Here is a 15554-nt window from a genome sequence, read left to right as displayed (position 1 = left end):
CGGGCGTAGCGGGAGGACGACAGTGGACGCGCAGAGAACGGCGTACATCAAGCCTGACCAGCCGGTAGGCGGGTCGGGTTCGGGTTATCTCATCGGGCCCCGGCTGGTTCTGACCGCGCTCCACGTCGTCCACGACGACGGTGTCCGCGCGTCCGGTGCCACCGTCTGGGTCGGGCATCCTCGCGCGGGCTCCGGGCTTCGCAAACGCACCGCGATGGTCATCTGGCCAGCCCCGGACCTCGGCCCGGATAGCGCCGGGGTGCCGGACGTCGCGCTGCTGCTTCTGGACCAGGACGCCGACGAAGGCCACACGACGGCCGTGTCCTGGGGCCGGCCCCAGGGCGATGCTCCGCTGGCCTATGCCGGGATCGGGGTTCCGGCGTTCTCCACTCTCTCGGGCGGCGGCGTCCAATACGAGAGCCTTCGCGGCGAACTCGCCCCCCTGACCACCGCTGGCAGACGCTGGGTCCTCGACTGCCGCGTGTGGCCCGCCGCCACACAGCAGAGAGAACGTCCTTGGGCCGGCGCCTCCGGCACCGCCATCTTCACCAACGGACACCTCGTCGGCGTCGCGGTCGAGTACGGCACCGGCATGGGCGAACGACGCCTCACCGCCGAACCCATCCACCTGCTCCTCACCGACCCAGGATTCACCACCCTGCTGACCGAGCATGGCTTCCCCAGCACCCGGAACACAGCCGACGACGTCACCGCCGACGAGGCAACCGCGATACGAAGCCGACACGCGTGGTCGGTGCTCGCTGAACAACGCAAGCTCGCTACGTCCGGCGTTCGGACCGCCATCGGTGATGAGTCATCCGGCGGTCCGGTCGTGATCTCATTCGCCGACCGCCGCGAGCAACTCGCTGAGGCCCTGCGTGAGGCCGGTACTCGTGCTTCGGCTCTGTTGGTATCCGGCGAGTCGGGCATCGGCAAGAGTGCGCTGACGCTGTCGGCCGTCGCCGAGCTGGAAGCCGTAGACCCCGCCGGATTCCAAGGGGTGGTGGTGAACTTCCGGAGTTTGCCGCAGTCCAGCTTGGAGCTGCGAGCTGCCCTTGGGATGTCGCTGGAGGACGTGCTCGCAGAGGCATCGGCACCGTCTCGAGTCTTGGTCATCGACGCGGCTGATGCTGCTCTGGAGCGGTCCGCTGGCCTCTTGAGCGATCTGGTGCTGGCAGCGGCTGCGGCCGGTGTTGGGCTCGTCGCGGTCACATCTGATGTGGCACTGGGCTACGTACGGGAACAGGTCGAGCTGGGGTTCGCGAAGTCCGTTTCGTCTTTCGAGATGTCGCCTCTGGGAGATGAGGATATCTCGGTCGTCTCGGGCCATTTTCAGCTTCTGCGTGCAGTCCTGCGAGACCTGCCTACGAACTCGCTGCTGCGCAGACCTGTCGTGCTGGACCTTCTGGCTCGGACCGGGACGGAGCCGGACAGCGCGCTTGGTGAGTGGGAATGTCTTGATCTCGTGTGGAGCAGGGTTGTTCGCGGCGACGGACGGCCCGGTGTCGGATCGGCGGAGGCACGCGAACAGACACTGCTTGCGGTAGCCGCAGCGACCATGAAGCTGCCCGAGGAGCATCGGCCCCTCGCAGGCGTCGATGCCGCAGCAGTCGACGCGCTGCGCCGTGATCATCTGCTCGCGCCGGCGAGCCGGTACCGGAACCAGCCGGACTTCGCGCACGACGAAGTCCGGCGGTACGCGACCGCCATCCTTCTCGTCCGTAGTCAGAGCCCGACCGAGTTGCTGCAGGCAGCGGGGGCGCCCCGGTGGGCACTGTCGGCCGCCACACTTGCCTGCAAGGGGCTACTGAAAGCACCAGACACTCGACCCGTTCGGACGTTCATCGAACTGCGCTCACACTTGCAGGTATTCGCGGCAGCGCACGGACCCCGGTGGTCTGACGTTCCGGTGGAGGCGGTTTTGGAGACGCCATTCGCGTACGAATGCCTAAAGTCCGCGTGCGAGGATAAGTCGGTCGACCTGGTGCTCGGCGACGTGGTTCGAGTTGTTCAGCAGAGGCATAAGGTCAACGGGCTGGTCGACCATCTTATCACTAACCCTGTTGTCCAGATTCTTCTCGATGAAAAAAAGCCCTGGGAGGTGTCGGAAGAGTCGTTCGAACTGCTCGCGGACTGGCTGCAAGCTATTTCCCTGGCAAACATTCCGGCCGGCGACGAGCTGCGAATCCGCCTTCGAGGCCGTCTCCTTGACTACTGGAACTCGTTTCCTCTACGCAAAACCGGAGCGGGCGTACCGTCTGGGCGAATCTTGCAACGCCGTCGACGCCGACGTGAGCTGGACTACCACCTGACGAGGGAGAATTTCGTCGAAACGTTGGCCCTCCTTGGTCCGGACATTGATGATGCCATCGAAGCGTGTCTTCGGGCCATCGCGGACGATGCACCAGCGTACCTGGCTCCGGCCGCGGACGCGCCATTGAGTGCCCGAGCCTTGGCGCAGAAGGACCCGGAGCTATTGGCGGCGTTGATGATGGCCTACTACATCGACGACGAAAAAAGCTGGCACCGAGATGAGGGCGTCCGAGGGCATCAGGGGCGCTGGAGAGGTTTCGGAGTACCTTTCTTCCAGTACTACTTCGGTGGGTTCTGGCAGCTATTCCAGACAGCGTCAGTGTCGACGTCGGTGCGGGTGTTGAATGGCATCCTGAATAGCGGTGCGCGGGCGCGCGTAGCAATGTTGTCGCGGCCTAGCCCGCCCTATGCATTTACTGATCCTTTTGATAGTGGCGGCGAGGATGCCGATGGTGAGGCGGAGAATGGAGAGGGAGAAGACCGCGGTGCGATTCTGAAGATATTTGGCACTTCCCGCTTGTATGTCGGCGACAGTCATGTTTGGAGCTGGTACCGGGGTACGTCGGTCGGCCCATATTCGGCGATGAGCGCGCTCCAGGCGATGGAGCGCCTTGCCGATATGTGGTTGAGTCAGGGCGTGTCACCAAAAAGGGTCGTTGAGGTACTCCTGCACGGCTGCGAGAACCTCGCGGTTCCGGGGATGCTATTTGGTCTGCTCGCGCGCCACATCGAGAAAGTCGGCACCGAACTCGACCTGTTCCTCGCCGAACCGGTAGTGTGGGACTTGGAGTTCGGTCGCACGACGAGTGAGTATTCAGGGCTACGTGCAACAACCGAAGGGCTCGCGAACCTCGAACGTCGCCGTTGGACACCGCGCGAGGTGGCCATGTGGCTTATGGTGCATGGTGGGCAGGGGCGTGTCCAGGATTTGAAGAAAGTCGCCAAAAGGCTTGTCGAGAATGGCGACCGTCTTGGATACAGCCAAGAGCTTACGAAGAACTGGGCTGCCAGTCTGGACTCGGATCAATACCGGGTTAAACAGCACGGCGATGCAGTCCATATTGAGGTTGATCCGCCGCCTGAGCTGCGAGCCGCACAAGAAGCGCACACGGCTTACCAGGAAGCCCTGCAGACCAGCACGCGGCTGAAGAACCGGTATTGGGGATCGGTCAAGCACGACACCGAGTACGTGCCGCCCCCATCGGCAGAGATCGCCGCGGATCTGGCGGCAGGTCGTGCCCTGCTGGAGTCCGACGGAGATCAAATGCCGCCCCGGGATTTGGACGCCGTTGCCCACGTCACTCGAGCAGCGATCGAACGAGCCGCTGCTGGTGATATGGAGGCGCTTGGTGACGAAGCGCAATTCGCAACCGAGCTTGTCATCGGCATCGCATTGTCGTTCCAGGAGACCGAGGGCCAACATCACGAGGGCCAGTTCTTCGATCTTGGCGCCGACCGGGCGGTGGCTCAAGCCGTGCCGGCGTTCCTCACGCCCGCCCTGGCCGCACCGCTGGAAGCGGCTGGTTGGTCGATCGAAGATGTTGCCGAAGCCGGTCTTGCGATGGCAGGCAAGGCGCCTATGGAGACCAGGCTGTACCTGGCACGTGGATGCGATGTCGTCTGGAGGGGGCCATGCCACTTCAACCCTTGCATCCACCCGACCGCATTGAACTGGTTGCTTGAGACCGCCCGTGGCGCAGAAATCGGCCCGTGGGACCAAAGCGGTCAAAGAAGGTCGAATGTCCAGATTGCTGGCGACGTTGCCGAACGCCTCCAGGAACTACCAGGTGACTCCGTCAGGATCGCGGTTCTCGATGCAGCCATTCGCGGCCTCGGCGCAGCCGCGTCGACAGACCACTGTTGCACTGACGAGGCAGCCGCGCTCCTCGCCGCGCTCCTCGACATCGAGCGACGCGCCATGGTCGTGCAAGAGAGCGATGGCTGGTCCGCGGACGACCGCGGGACGCACACCCTTATCGCCGCACGGGCCCTGCTCGAAGGGTTCGCGAAGAACGGCGACATCAGACCGTTGCTCGAGCACCTCGATGCCCTTCGCGCAGGTGCACAGTTGATGTCGAATTTTCTCCACGGTCTTGCTGCGGCAGGTGCAGAGAGCGACCGCTTGGCCGAGGCTGCCCGAGGTGTCTGGCCGTCGTTGCTGCGCCATGCCATTGGCTACCTGAGTGATGACCCGAGCCCCTATCGCGACCACCACTGGGGGGACTGGGCCGCCTCTGCCCTACTGCCGGATCCTCTTCCTTGGACGCAGGGGTTGTACAACGAGGTCGTAGGTGAACCCATTGACTGGGTCCGCGCTGACGACCTTGTTGAGGTGATTGACGATTGGCTGCCTGCCGCTCGAGGTGAGGTCAAGCCCGTCGACGCGCTTATCAGCATCCTGCGAAAGCTCCCGGAGGAAGTGCAAGTCACCCGCGGTGTGCCCTGGGTCTCTGACCTGTGCATTCAAGATGGGCGTGTCACGGTCAAGCAGTCGTGGTTCTTGGACAGCTGGCTCAAGGAAATTCGCACAACGGCCGAGGAGATCGGTAAGTTGGATGAATGGCAGATGCTCGTCGACTCCTTGGTCGTCGCCGGCAACGAGGGACTGGCGCCGTACAGCAGGTGATGCCTCAGATTCCTTCCCGTCCTCTCTTGAATCTTCGGATCTACAGCGAGTACCCGCAGTGGATCTCGATCAATAAGATTCTTCAGAGTGGTTACCGATCGGGTTACGGCCCGACCCGTGAAGGCGAGTACCACTGCAGAGCAATGGCCGGTCAGCCCCATCAGGGTCGTTTACTCTCTGGGGCGTTGAAGAAGCTCACTGATCGTTTCAGAATGAGTTGCGCCGCGGACTTGCGTTCTTCTGCGGCTGGCCACGGGGGCGCGACGCCGGAACGGGGCGCCGTATCGAAGCCGCGGCAGAGGCGAGTTCGGCGAGAGAGCAGGCCAGCCGAATGTCGGAGCTCGGGCCCGCTCACGGTCGACTTAGCGTGCGCGGCGAAGCAGCGCCACACCAGGAGGATCACCGCGAGCAGGATCATGAGCGCCCCGCCGACGCCGGTCGCCGTGGCGAGGCGGTCCGGGGAGCGTACGATGCGGTCGCGCGCGGAGCCCGCGACGAGCGTGATCGCCGTCCCGACGCGAAGAGCTCGTAACAGTATCTTGTTGAAGTCCCTTGGTCCGGCGTGACTGTTGTGACGATCCGACCGTTCGGATGGGTGTGATGACTGGGCCGTGGATCGTGGACGACGACTTGTGGGCAGTGATCGAACCGCTGCTGCCGCCCTGGCCCGAGCGGTCGCCAGGATTGAGACCGGTGGCGGACCGGCTCTGCTTGCAGGGCATCTTGTACGTCCTGCACCAGGACATCGCCGGGCAACTCCTGCCCCTGGAGCTGAGGTTCGGCTCCGGCCAGACCTGCTGGCGGCGCCTGGACCGCTGGCAACAGGCCGGAGCTTTCCAGCAGTTACACCGCACCCTGCTCGCAAAGCTGAACGCGGCTCCAGCGGCATCACAGGCGAAGCTAGCCGATACCTTTCACTCGTGGTGGCCAGGCGCCATGTGTGCGAGGGCAGGCGTGGGCCGGTTACGGGCGGAGGAGGGGCATGATCGGCGACCGTTGGGGTGTCAGCGAGGGTGAGGTCTCGTTGCCCTACCCGTGCGACTCCTTCGTCAACTCGCCCACACTGCAGGCATGGCGGGGCGTGAGTGTTGAGGTGCCTGCTGAAGCTGTTTGGCCGTGGATCGGGCAAGTGAGGCTTGCACCTTACTCGTACGACTGGATCGACAACTTCGGCCGACGCTCGCCGCGTGAACTGGTGGGCCTTCCCGAGCCTCGACCGGGGGAAAGGTTCACCACCTCCGGTGGGCGCAAGCTGGGCCGGATTGTTTCGGTCGAGCCAGGCAGGCAGCTGACGGGCACCATTATGGGTGCCTTCATGTCCTATATCCTCGTGCCCCAGGGGCAGCACACAACGCGGCTGCTGCTCAAGGTCGTCATGCGCACCAGCCGCTGGGCAGCCATCGGTCTGTCGGTCGGCGATCTGGTCATGGCTCGACGGCAGTTGCTGAACCTGAAGCAGCTTGCCGAACGGTCCCACCGCTTGGGCGGCGGGCGCACCGCCTTCTGAGCTGACCTAGGCGCACGGCACTTGGCAGGAGGCGCCTTCTCCGGTCGACGTCACTCGTACCGCAGGCGAAGCGACTCCTTTCGGCCTCCGTGATCTGGTCCAGGGTCAGGCCGGGCAGGTTCAGCTGGGCCAGGGTCACCTCGGCGCTGGTCGGCTGGGCGTCGGCGGGCAGCCACCGCTCGGGGCGCCAGGCGTTGGCGCGCATCAGTGACTTCGGGCAGTGCGGGTAGACCTGTTCGACCTGCACCACAAGTGCGGTGACCGGCGGTTTTCCGACAGGGGTGAGCTGGGCGAGCAGCTCCGGACGTGCGGAGACACAGGCCCGCCCGTTGATCCGCAGGGTGGTCGGCCGGCCGGGTATGAGGAAGAGGAGACCGACGCGGCCGGTCTCGAGCACGTTGTGCATGGTGTCGAGCCGTTTGTTGCCGGTCGCGTCGGGGATCACCAGGGTCTGTTCGTCCAGTACGGAGACGAACCCGGTCGGGTCGCCGCGCGGTGTCACGTCCGCCCGGCCTTCGCCGTCCGCGCTGCCGATGAACCCCAGGGAGGAACAGCCGACCAGCGTCCTTGTCTCCTCGTTGAGGCGGCCGGTCTCCTTGCGCAGTGCGTGCGGGTTCGGCTGCGGGTAGAGCTCGCGCAGTTGGTCCGGGCTGGTGAGGGCGTCCGCCTGGAGGGAGGCGAAGAGCGAGCCAGCGGCATCGGTGTCGATCATCATGGGGGCGACCTTAGAAGGTGGCCCGCCGGCTTGAGCCGGGATTCCGGAACTGGGTTCCGGCCGAAAGGACCTCCGACACGCGTCACGAAGACGGGGCGGGGCGCCCTGGCAGTGCCCGTGCGACGAGGTCGTGGATCAGGAACTGGTCCGTGCCGCAGTTCTCCTTGAGGCGGGCGAGGTTGTGGGGGCCGAACCAGTCGTAGGTGGAGTGTTTGGACCATTCCAGCGTCGGGTGGTCCAGGTCGCCGTCGACCTCGACCAGGTAGTCGGCCTCCTGGCGCAGGCCTGCGCCGTCGTCCCCCGTCCAGGTGGTGGTGCCGAGGAAGCGCCGCACATGGGTCACGTGCCAGCCGGTCTCTTCCTCGACCTCGCGTGCGAGAGCGTCCAGGAGAGTTTCCCCGTCTTCGACATGTCCGCCCACGATGTCCCAGACCCCGGGGAACAGGCGCCGATCCAGGCTGCGCTTCTGGGCGAAGGCGTGGCCCTCCCGGTTGAGGATGACCGCGCCGACGGTCCAGGTCTCGTGCGGCCGGGGTCTGGGTACCTCGACGCCATCGTTGACGGTGAAGGGCTTCTTGTGAGGGGGCATGTGCGGCAGGGTAGGCCGGATCCGCCCGCTACGTACCTGACTTGCCGACCTGTTCGCCCCGGGCCAGCCGGAGGTGCGGCTCCGTGATCAGGTCCATGCTCGGGTAGCTGCCCGGTACGAAGCCTGCGGCCTCGTACACCGGCATTCCAACCGTACTGGCATGTAGTTGGACGTAGTGGATGCCCGCGCCGTGGAGGTGGCCGACCAGAGCGTCCACGATGCGGCGTGCGTGCCCGCGGCCGCGGGCAGGGGAGTCGGTCACGATCCCGTCGAGGTAGCTGCGGCGTCCGTCGGGCCAGCGTGGACTGGGCAGGTGGCAGGTGACCCAGGCCATGCCGCAGGCGAGGAGTGGTGAACCGGGATCGCCTCCGATGACCAGGCAGACAACGTCGTCGCGGTGGTTGATGCGCTCCTCGAACCAGCCGTGGGCGATGCGCCGCCACGGTGTGTCGGCCGGCCCCGGATCCACGCCCAGGGCCTCCAGCGCGACGGCGCGCAGCCGGATCAGTTCCGGTATATCGGCGGTGACGGCCTCGCGAGGCGCCATCGCCAAATTCGCGTGGCACGGTCGGGAGCGCCTCGGACTGCTGCGCGTGGTCGACGGGGCCATCGCGCTGCACGCCATGAAGTGGCCCGACGAGGCCCGCCCCCCCGGACTCCCTTGCCCCGCGGGAGGCAGACGTCACGGGCAAGGAGATCGACGAGGCGCTCGTGCTCATCGACTCCATGACCTACGAGGGACCGATCCGTAAAGCCGAGTGGGCCTCCGACCGCTACACGGCCGCCCTCGAGGACGTCATCCACGCCAAGGTCGACGGGAAGAAGCTCCCGCAGCCCCAGGCAGAAGAGGAGCAGGCCGGGCAGGTCGTCGACCTCATGTCCGCCCTGGAGCAGTCCGTGCAGCGCGCAAAGCAGTCCCGCACAGACGGCGCCGACGCAGACGTGCACGAGCTGAAGCCGAAGAAGAAGACCGCCAAGAAGACCCCGGCGAAGAAGGCCACCACCTCGAGCACCAAGAAGACCGCCAGCAAGAAGACGGCCTCGAAGAAGTCCCGGTCCGCCTGATGCCCTGCGGGTCACCTCAGGCGCATCACCGTCACCGTCGAGTGCCGTGTGGTGCCACTCGCGACCTCGGCGACCAAACCCGGCCCGGTCGTCACATACGGCTCCCCGTCGTCGGCCCAAGCCGACGCTACTCCCGGACCCGATCCGGCGATGTGCTCCGCGACTTCGGCCGAGACAACCGCCGAGACAGGCCGCGACAAGACGCACCGCCCGTCCGGCAGCCGCAGCGCAAGCCGGCGCGGCCGCCCCGGGGGACCGACGTAGCCGACGACTGCGACGTCCATGCTCTCGTTGTGGCGGATCTTCTTCCACGAGCGATTGGCCCGGTACGGGCCGTCTGCCCGCTTGGCGACGATCCCCTCGACGCTCTGCGCGGTCAGCGTCTCGTACCAGACGCGCGCCACGTCCACGTCGTCCGTGGCGGGCACCGGCTGCAGCGGGGGACCGAGCGGCTCCAGCACGTCGAGAAGCGCCGCCCGGCGCTCCGTGTACGGGCGGCCTCGCAGATCCCGAGCGCCGAGCATCAGGCAGTCGAATGCCGCGAACGTGGCGGGCCACTGCTGCATGAGACCGGCCAGGCGCCGCCCGCGCGCCGAGCTCCGCGAGCGCACTGCCCCGAAGTCGACGCGACCGGCCCGCCAGATCACCAGCTCGCCATCAAGGACGGTGTCGCGGGGGAGAGCCATGGCGGGCGCGGCGATGTCGAGCCACTGCTCGGTGGCATCACGGCCCGCCCGGGTCTGGATGCGGACGGCGTCTCGCCGCCACACAACGCCCCTGTCGCCGTCGTTCTCCAGACTCTGCTACGTCTCATGAGACAGTTCAGCACTGTCAGCAGTGGTGATTCCGGCTCTGGCCTACGGCCGGATGGCTAGGCAGGTCATACGGCTCCTCTCCGTATGACCTGCTTCCACTCGTCGGCCGGGACCTCACCCGGCTCCCGACTATGCGGCCTGCTCCCCCGCCCTGCGTACCTTGTCCGCGATCTCCTGCGTCACGGCCAGGAACCGCTCGGCCTCCTCCAGGGTGTGGCAGTGCAGAGGGGAAACGCGGACGACGCCGTTGAGGCCGACCGCGCGCAGGATGCGTTCGGAGTACGGACTGGTGGCCACGCGCTCGTAGACGATCACGCCGCGCTCCTCGTAGGCGCGTACGGCGTCGGCGCAGGACACGTCGTCGAAGGTGAGGGGCACGATCAGGTCGCGGGGCAGGGTGGCGGCGCGGTCGGCGAAGTGGACGTGGACACCGGCAAGTTGATGAAGGCCCGGCTGCGAGGCCGTGCCCTCCAGGAGGGTGTGCAAAAGGGCCTGCTCGTGGCCGTGGATCGCCCGCAGTCCGGCGACCAGCGCCGTGCGGCGATCGCTGCCGGGCTCAGCACCGCCGATGGCCGCGAGATAGTCGACGATCGCCGAGAAGCCGGCGTAGGCGGCGGGCGCTGAGCTGCCGACCGCCCACGTGCGAGTGCTCGCGGCGGCGAGCTTGTCGTGCGGGAGGTCGGCGAGGCGGGGGGAGAGGTAGGTGAAGGCGTTGCCGCGGTCGCCGAACATCTTGTACGGGGCGATGTTCACCGCGTCGACGTCCCACGCTCGTACGTCGATCACTCCGTGCGGGGCGTACTGGACCCCGTCGGCGACCACGTACACGTCGGGGTTCTTGGCCCGTACCGCGGCGACGACCGCCGCGATGTCGGTGACGGCGCCGGTGATGTTGGACGTGGCGATGACGGAGACCAGGGAGGTGCCTTCGTCGACCAGGTCGGCGACTGCCTGTGGGTCGACACCTCCCGTTTCGGGGTCGGCCGAGGCCACGCGGAACTCCTGGCCGGTGCGTGCGGCGTTGCCCGCGCAGGCGTCGTACGAGGAGGGGTGCTCGATGGCGGTGGTGACGATGTTCGTGCCCGGGGCCGCGTCCGTGATGACGCGTATCACGTCGAACATTGCCTGCGAAGCCGTCGCCGTTGGCAGCAGGGCCCCGTCCGGGGCGCCGTTGAAGAAGGCCAACAGGTCCTGTTCGCCCTGCTTCTGGACGCGGGCGAGGTCGCGGGCGACGCGCGTGGGGCGGGAGTTGCTGTCCGGCGAGAGTGACACCTCCAGCGCGCGCTCGGCAGCGGACCGCAGTCGAAGGGAGCCACCGGAGTTCTCGAAGAAGATCCGTTCCGTGCCGTGCATGTCTCGTTCCAGGTGTGCGAACTGCTCCCGGACGAAGTTCATGGTTTTGGCGGGAAAGGGGCGGGTGTCGGAGGTGGTGCGGGACACGGTGACTCCAAGTCTGTTGGTGCAGGTGGTAGGTGGGGAGCAGTCAGTTCATGCGGGCGAGGAAGGCGCGGGTGCGTTCGGCGCGCGGGTTGTCGATCACCTCGTTGGGCGGCCCCTGTTCGACCACTTTGCCGCCGTCCATGAAGATGACCCGGTCGGCGACCTCGCGGGCGAAGCCCATCTCGTGGGTGACGCCGATCATCGTCATGCCCTCGCGGGCCAGGTCCTTCATGACGGCAAGGACCTCGCCGACCAGTTCCGGGTCGAGCGCGGAGGTCGGCTCGTCGAACAGCATCAGCTTCGGGCGCATCGCCAATGCACGGGCGATGGCGACGCGTTGCTGCTGGCCGCCGGAGAGGTGGTTGGGGTAGGCGTCGACCTTGTCGGCGAGGCCCACCCTCGCGAGCAGCTCCCGGGCGTGGGCGAGCGCGGTCGCCCGCGGTTCCTTGCGAACGAGCAGCGGCCCCTCCAAGACGTTCTCGAGGTTCGTGCGGTGCGGGAAGAGATTGAAACGCTGGAAGACCATGCCGACGTCGGCGCGTTGGCGGGCGAGGTGCTTGCCGCTCAGTTCGTACAGGCGGCCGCTCTCGTGCCGGTAGCCGATGATCTCGTCGTCGACGCTGACCACCCCGGCGTCCGGCTTCTCCAGCCGGTTGAGGCAGCGCAGCAGCGTGCTCTTGCCGGATCCGGACGGGCCCAGCAGACACACCACTTCGCCCCGCTCGACGTCGAAGTCGAGGCCGTCCAGGACGGTCAGCGAGCCGTACGACTTGGTGATCCCGCGGGCCTGGACCATGGCGGTGGCAGTGGCGGTCGTCATGCGGTGGCCTCCTTGGTGTTCTTGCGCTCCCGTTCGACAGCGGCGGCACGTCCGTAGCCCTGGTTGAGGCGCTTCTCCAGCAGGTGCTGGCCGAGCGTGGCCAGGGAGACGAGCGCGAGGTACCACAGGCTCGCGACGATCAGGAGCGGGACGACCTCGTAGTTGGTGGCGTAGATGTGCTGGACCGCGGAGAGCAGGTCGAGCCCGGAGACGAAGGCGACCAGGGAGGTGGCTTTGAAGAGGTTGACGAACTGGTTCATCGACGGCGGCACGATCACCCGCAGTGCCTGCGGGAGCAGCACGCGGCGCAGTGTCTGCCCGCTCGTCATGCCGATCGACTCGGCGGCCTCGGTCTGGCCGCGGTCCACGGCGAGGAACCCGCCTCGCACGATCTCGGCCATGTAGGCGCCCTCGTGCAGACCGAAGGCGAGCAGGGCCGCGGTGAACCAGTCGATGGCGTTGTTGGTGTCGATGCCTGCCGCACCCTGCCCGAAGAACATCGCCGGCCCCAACTGCGGGAACACCAAGGCCAGGTTGAACCAGAAGATGAGCTGGACGAGCAGCGGCGTGCCGCGGAAGAACCACACGAACAGCGCGGCGGCACCGGACAGCGCACGGTTGCCCGAAGTACGCAGCACGGCAATGACGACGCCGATGACCACCGCGAGCGCCATGCACACGACGGTGAGCAGCACGGTCCAGCCGATGCCGTGCAGGACGTCGGCGTCGAAGAGGTAGTCGCCGACGACCGGCCAGCCCATGTTGGAGTTACCCGCGACCGACGCGACCAGCAAGGCGAGCAGGACCAGGACGATCGCGCTGGCCGCCCACTGCCAGGGCCTGCGCACGGGAGTGACGGGCAGCGTGGCGATGTCGTCGATGTCGGCGCCGCGCGATGCGGTGATGGGGGCGCTCATGACGTGGCCGCATTCACGCGGGGAGCGTCCATCGCGAGGCGCTCCATGTCCCAGTGCTTCAGGACGCGTTCGTAGCTTCCGTTGCGCATGATCTCCTCGAATGCGGCGCCGAGCGCCTTGCGAAGGGTGGCGTTGTCCTTGCGCACGGCGGCGCCGTGGAACTGCTTGTAGAAGGCCTTGCCGGCCACCTCGCCCGCGTCACTGTTCTCGGCGACGTACCGGCCGATGACGTAGTCGATGACCACCGAGTCGGCCCGGCCGGTGCGTACCTGCATCATCGTGGCGGCGTTGTTGTCCATCTCCATGACCTTCACCCCGGCCTTGCCCGCCTTCCTGCAGATCGCGTCCTGCTTGAGGGCGAGGTCACCGGACAGGCTGCCGACTGTGGCGGCGGCCGTGGTGCCGCACAGGTCGCCGGCGGTCCTCAGCCGTTTGGGGTTCCCCTTCTGTACGAAGAGGGTCTGGTACGAGGCCGTGTAGTCGACGAAGGTCACGGCCTGCTGTCGCTCCAGAGTGTCGGTGAAGTCACCCATCGCCACGTCGAACTTCCCCGACTGCAGGCCGGGGACGAGCGCGGTGAACCCGGCGTCGTAGAAGTCGATGTCCACGCCGAGCTCCTTGCCCAGCGCGTCCATCAGCTCCTTCTCGAAACCGGTGATGTCGGATCCGTCCCGGTAGAGGTACGGCGCGACGTTCGTACTGCCGCCGATCTTGAGCTTCCCCGACTGCCTTACGTGCTCCGGCAACAGGCGGTTGAGCGGATGCGATGCCGCGATGCTGTGCGCCGCAGGCTCGGCGCCGCAGGCCGAGAGTGCGAGGGCGAGCGTGAGGGCCGTGGCGGCTGTGCGCAGGAGTGAGGCTTTCTTCAAACCGATCTCCTCTGACAGAACTGCGATAGCTGTCTTAGTTCGAGTACGAGTTGAAGGCAGCTTTCGGTGCGTGTCAAGCCCTTGAACGCGACGTAACTCTCCGTTTGCTCAGTTGTGTTGGTGGGAGCGATCGACTTCGCCCCGCCATCCTCCACGGGATACGCTGATGGTTAAGTGAGACCTAGGTCTCGGGACAATCGATGGAGTGCGGACCACGGAGGCCACGTTGAAGAGCACAGGCCCGTCGACAGGGCGGAGCCGCGGCCTGCGTCAGGACGCCGTCCGTAACCGCAACAAGCTGCTCGACGCGGCCGGTCACCTTCTCGTGACGGAGCCCGCCTCGGTCTCGATGCCGCGCGTCGCCGAGCAGGCCGGCCTTTCTGTGGCCACCGCCTACCGGTACTTCTCCACCCTCGACGAGCTGATCTCGGCCTACGTCTACAGCACCATCGTCGAGCTCAGGAACTTCAGCCACGACTGCCCGAAAACCGGCACCGGACTGTTCGAGGCCGTGGCGGCCGAGCGCGTCCGTCTCGTGCGCACGCACGGCGTGGCCACCGTCCAGGTCCGCTCCCGCCAGGGCTTTCTGGCCCGACTACGGGCACGGGACCAGGTGATCACCGCAGTCCGTGACATCTGGGAACGCCCGATCCGCGCCGTGATGCGCCATCTCGACGTGGCGGACGAGCACTTCGACCACGCCCTGTTCCTCTACAACATCATGTTCGACCCCCGCGACATTCTTGACCTCATCGGTGAGGGCCTGGACGAAGCAGCCGTAGTGAACCGCCTGGCTCAGGCGTACTACGGGGCGCTGCGCGGCTGGGCGGGCGCGGCTTCGCGCTGAGGAAGGCCTGGAGTGGCAGGCAGAGGGCTGTCCCGGACTGGCCGTAGGGGGAAGCGGCCCCGTCCTCCAGGAAGTTTTCAAGTTGCACGAACTTCCACGAGCGGCAAGAGCGACTGCTGGGCAGCCCTGCCTCAGAGGGGCGGGCTTCTGTGCAGGGCCGAGTGGCACAGGTGACGCCTGGGCTGGGGCAGTGTCGGCCGCCGGCTTGCGCTGGTGGGTGGGCGCGCCCTCAATCGCGCCCACCCACCCGGTCCACAGCGCGTTGCGGCCCGCCTCGGTGCGGTGAAGGCGGGCGGGTGCCTGCCTCGCGGTGTGGAGTCTTTTCGCCGGCCGTCAGTCGGCTGGCACGGAGGGTTCGGGTGCTCAGGCAGTGGCGTGGATGGCGTCGCGCATCTTCTGCTCGGTCTGTTCCTGGGCCTGGGTGCGTTCGAGGGTGGCGGCCAGGGCATGCTGGGGGATGACGATGAGGCCGTCGTTGTCGCCGATGATGGCGTCGCCGGGGTTGCAGACGATGTTGCCGCAGGCGACCGGGTGGCCGATGCGGCCGGGGCCGTTCTTCCAGGGGCCGGCGGGTGAGATGCCGCGGGCGTAGACGGCCAGTCCCTGACCGGCGAGTTCGTCGACGTCGCGGACGGCGCCGTCGACGACGACTCCGGTGACGCCCTTGGCGCGGCAGATCTCGCCGAGCAGGTCTCCGAAGACGGCCCGGTTGGTTTCGGCGTTGGCGTTGACGACGAGGACGTCGCCTGGGCGTGCGTCGTCGAGGGCGCGGTGGATGGCGAGGTTGTCGCCTTCGCGCGCGTGGACGGGCAGGATCGTTCCCGCCAAGTGCGGGGAGGGCGTCACGGGGCGAATGGGGGAGGCCATGATGCCCATGCGGGCCTGGACGTCCCCGATGAGGGCCACGGGGTACTGGGCGAGCCTTTTGACCTCGTCGAGGTCGGCGCGCTGCCACTGCGGGGCGATGTCGATGTTGTCGGTGGAGGCGTTGATGAACAACGGAGGCCTCGATTCAGGTCGCAGGCGGTGGA

13 protein-coding genes and 1 pseudogene are annotated in these 15554 nt (G+C 66.8%); 5 read left to right on the top strand and 9 right to left on the bottom strand.

The genetic code is table 11. From position 1 onward, the window contains the following. The first annotated feature begins 22 nt into the window (after nt 1-22). The 3 genes from ACTWJ8_RS01215 (at nt 23) to ACTWJ8_RS01205 (ending at nt 6446) form a co-directional block, all read left to right on the top strand. On the top strand, nt 23-4939 hold the full coding sequence (locus ACTWJ8_RS01215; protein ID WP_443262433.1) for a trypsin-like serine peptidase: 4917 nt from the start codon (nt 23-25) through the stop codon (nt 4937-4939). 591 nt (nt 4940-5530) lie between these two features. Continuing rightward, entirely contained in the window at nt 5531-5956 is a 426-nt protein-coding gene (locus ACTWJ8_RS01210; RefSeq protein WP_443262431.1) for a transposase, read from the top strand. After that, nucleotides 5922-6446: a hypothetical protein gene (locus ACTWJ8_RS01205; RefSeq protein ID WP_443262430.1), complete on the top strand. Its 525-nt coding sequence runs from the start codon at nt 5922-5924 to the stop codon at nt 6444-6446. The genes ACTWJ8_RS01210 and ACTWJ8_RS01205 overlap by 35 nt, the downstream gene beginning before the upstream one ends. 50 nt (nt 6447-6496) lie before the next feature. Here ACTWJ8_RS01205 and ACTWJ8_RS01200 read toward each other — a convergent pair. The 3 genes and pseudogenes from ACTWJ8_RS01200 to ACTWJ8_RS01190 form a co-directional block, all read right to left on the bottom strand. Beyond that, nucleotides 6497-7161, bottom strand: a pseudogene (locus ACTWJ8_RS01200) (MSMEG_1061 family FMN-dependent PPOX-type flavoprotein). Between the two features lie 82 nt (nt 7162-7243). Continuing rightward, entirely contained in the window at nt 7244-7750 is a 507-nt protein-coding gene (locus ACTWJ8_RS01195; protein ID WP_443262429.1) for an NUDIX hydrolase, read from the bottom strand. Nucleotides 7751-7778: 28 nt separating this feature from the next. Continuing rightward, a complete protein-coding gene (locus ACTWJ8_RS01190) occupies nt 7779-8297 on the bottom strand; it encodes a GNAT family N-acetyltransferase (RefSeq protein ID WP_443262427.1) in 519 nt (172 codons plus the stop codon). Between the two features lie 164 nt (nt 8298-8461). On the opposite strand from ACTWJ8_RS01190, the gene ACTWJ8_RS01185 reads away from it, so the two are divergent. Continuing rightward, on the top strand, nt 8462-8815 hold the full coding sequence (locus tag ACTWJ8_RS01185) for a hypothetical protein (RefSeq protein WP_443262426.1): 354 nt from the start codon (nt 8462-8464) through the stop codon (nt 8813-8815). An 11-nt stretch (nt 8816-8826) separates the two neighbouring features. On the opposite strand, the gene ACTWJ8_RS01180 is transcribed toward ACTWJ8_RS01185, so the two are convergent. The 5 genes from ACTWJ8_RS01180 to ACTWJ8_RS01160 all read right to left on the bottom strand — a co-directional run bounded on the left by ACTWJ8_RS01180 (nt 8827) and on the right by ACTWJ8_RS01160 (nt 13676). Next, nucleotides 8827-9612, bottom strand: a complete 786-nt coding sequence (locus tag ACTWJ8_RS01180) for an ATP-dependent DNA ligase (RefSeq protein WP_443265152.1) — start codon at nt 9610-9612, stop codon at nt 8827-8829. 147 nt (nt 9613-9759) lie between these two features. Continuing rightward, entirely contained in the window at nt 9760-11070 is a 1311-nt protein-coding gene (locus ACTWJ8_RS01175) for an aminotransferase class V-fold PLP-dependent enzyme (protein WP_443262425.1), read from the bottom strand. A gap of 43 nt (nt 11071-11113) precedes the next feature. Continuing rightward, on the bottom strand, nt 11114-11890 hold the full coding sequence (locus tag ACTWJ8_RS01170) for an amino acid ABC transporter ATP-binding protein (RefSeq protein WP_443262424.1): 777 nt from the start codon (nt 11888-11890) through the stop codon (nt 11114-11116). After that, a complete protein-coding gene (locus tag ACTWJ8_RS01165) occupies nt 11887-12807 on the bottom strand; it encodes an amino acid ABC transporter permease (RefSeq protein ID WP_443262423.1) in 921 nt (306 codons plus the stop codon). Before ACTWJ8_RS01165 ends, ACTWJ8_RS01170 begins: the two co-directional genes overlap by 4 nt. After that, the gene (locus ACTWJ8_RS01160) at nt 12804-13676 is read right to left on the bottom strand and encodes an ABC transporter substrate-binding protein (protein ID WP_443262422.1); all 873 of its coding nucleotides are present in this window, start codon (nt 13674-13676) and stop codon (nt 12804-12806) included. Before ACTWJ8_RS01160 ends, ACTWJ8_RS01165 begins: the two co-directional genes overlap by 4 nt. 226 nt (nt 13677-13902) lie before the next feature. Here ACTWJ8_RS01160 and ACTWJ8_RS01155 point away from each other — a divergent pair, with 226 nt between their 5' ends. Continuing rightward, nucleotides 13903-14523, top strand: a complete 621-nt coding sequence (locus ACTWJ8_RS01155) for a TetR/AcrR family transcriptional regulator (RefSeq protein ID WP_443262421.1) — start codon at nt 13903-13905, stop codon at nt 14521-14523. A gap of 363 nt (nt 14524-14886) precedes the next feature. Here the strand turns inward: ACTWJ8_RS01155 and ACTWJ8_RS01150 are convergent, their stop codons facing one another. Beyond that, a complete protein-coding gene (locus tag ACTWJ8_RS01150; protein ID WP_443262420.1) occupies nt 14887-15522 on the bottom strand; it encodes an RraA family protein in 636 nt (211 codons plus the stop codon). Nucleotides 15523-15554: the final 32 nt, after the last annotated feature.

This window comes from Streptomyces sp. SDT5-1, from assembly GCF_052245995.1.
Taxonomy (GTDB): Bacteria; Actinomycetota; Actinomycetes; order Streptomycetales; family Streptomycetaceae; genus Streptomyces.
The sequence above is the reverse complement of the archived record's forward strand: the minus strand, read 5'-3'. Positions and strand labels throughout refer to the sequence as shown.

Excerpts from the sequence above, each read along its gene's own strand:
- ACTWJ8_RS01170 (WP_443262424.1), bottom strand. The coding sequence starts at position 11,890 with ATGACGACCGCCACTGCCACCGCCATGGTCCAGGCCCGCGGGATCACC.
- ACTWJ8_RS01205 (WP_443262430.1), top strand. The coding sequence starts at position 5,922 with ATGATCGGCGACCGTTGGGGTGTCAGCGAGGGTGAGGTCTCGTTGCCC.
- ACTWJ8_RS01210 (WP_443262431.1), top strand. The coding sequence starts at position 5,531 with ATGGGTGTGATGACTGGGCCGTGGATCGTGGACGACGACTTGTGGGCA.
- ACTWJ8_RS01195 (WP_443262429.1), bottom strand. The coding sequence starts at position 7,750 with ATGCCCCCTCACAAGAAGCCCTTCACCGTCAACGATGGCGTCGAGGTA.
- ACTWJ8_RS01190 (WP_443262427.1), bottom strand. The coding sequence starts at position 8,297 with ATGGCGCCTCGCGAGGCCGTCACCGCCGATATACCGGAACTGATCCGG.
- ACTWJ8_RS01165 (WP_443262423.1), bottom strand. The coding sequence starts at position 12,807 with ATGAGCGCCCCCATCACCGCATCGCGCGGCGCCGACATCGACGACATC.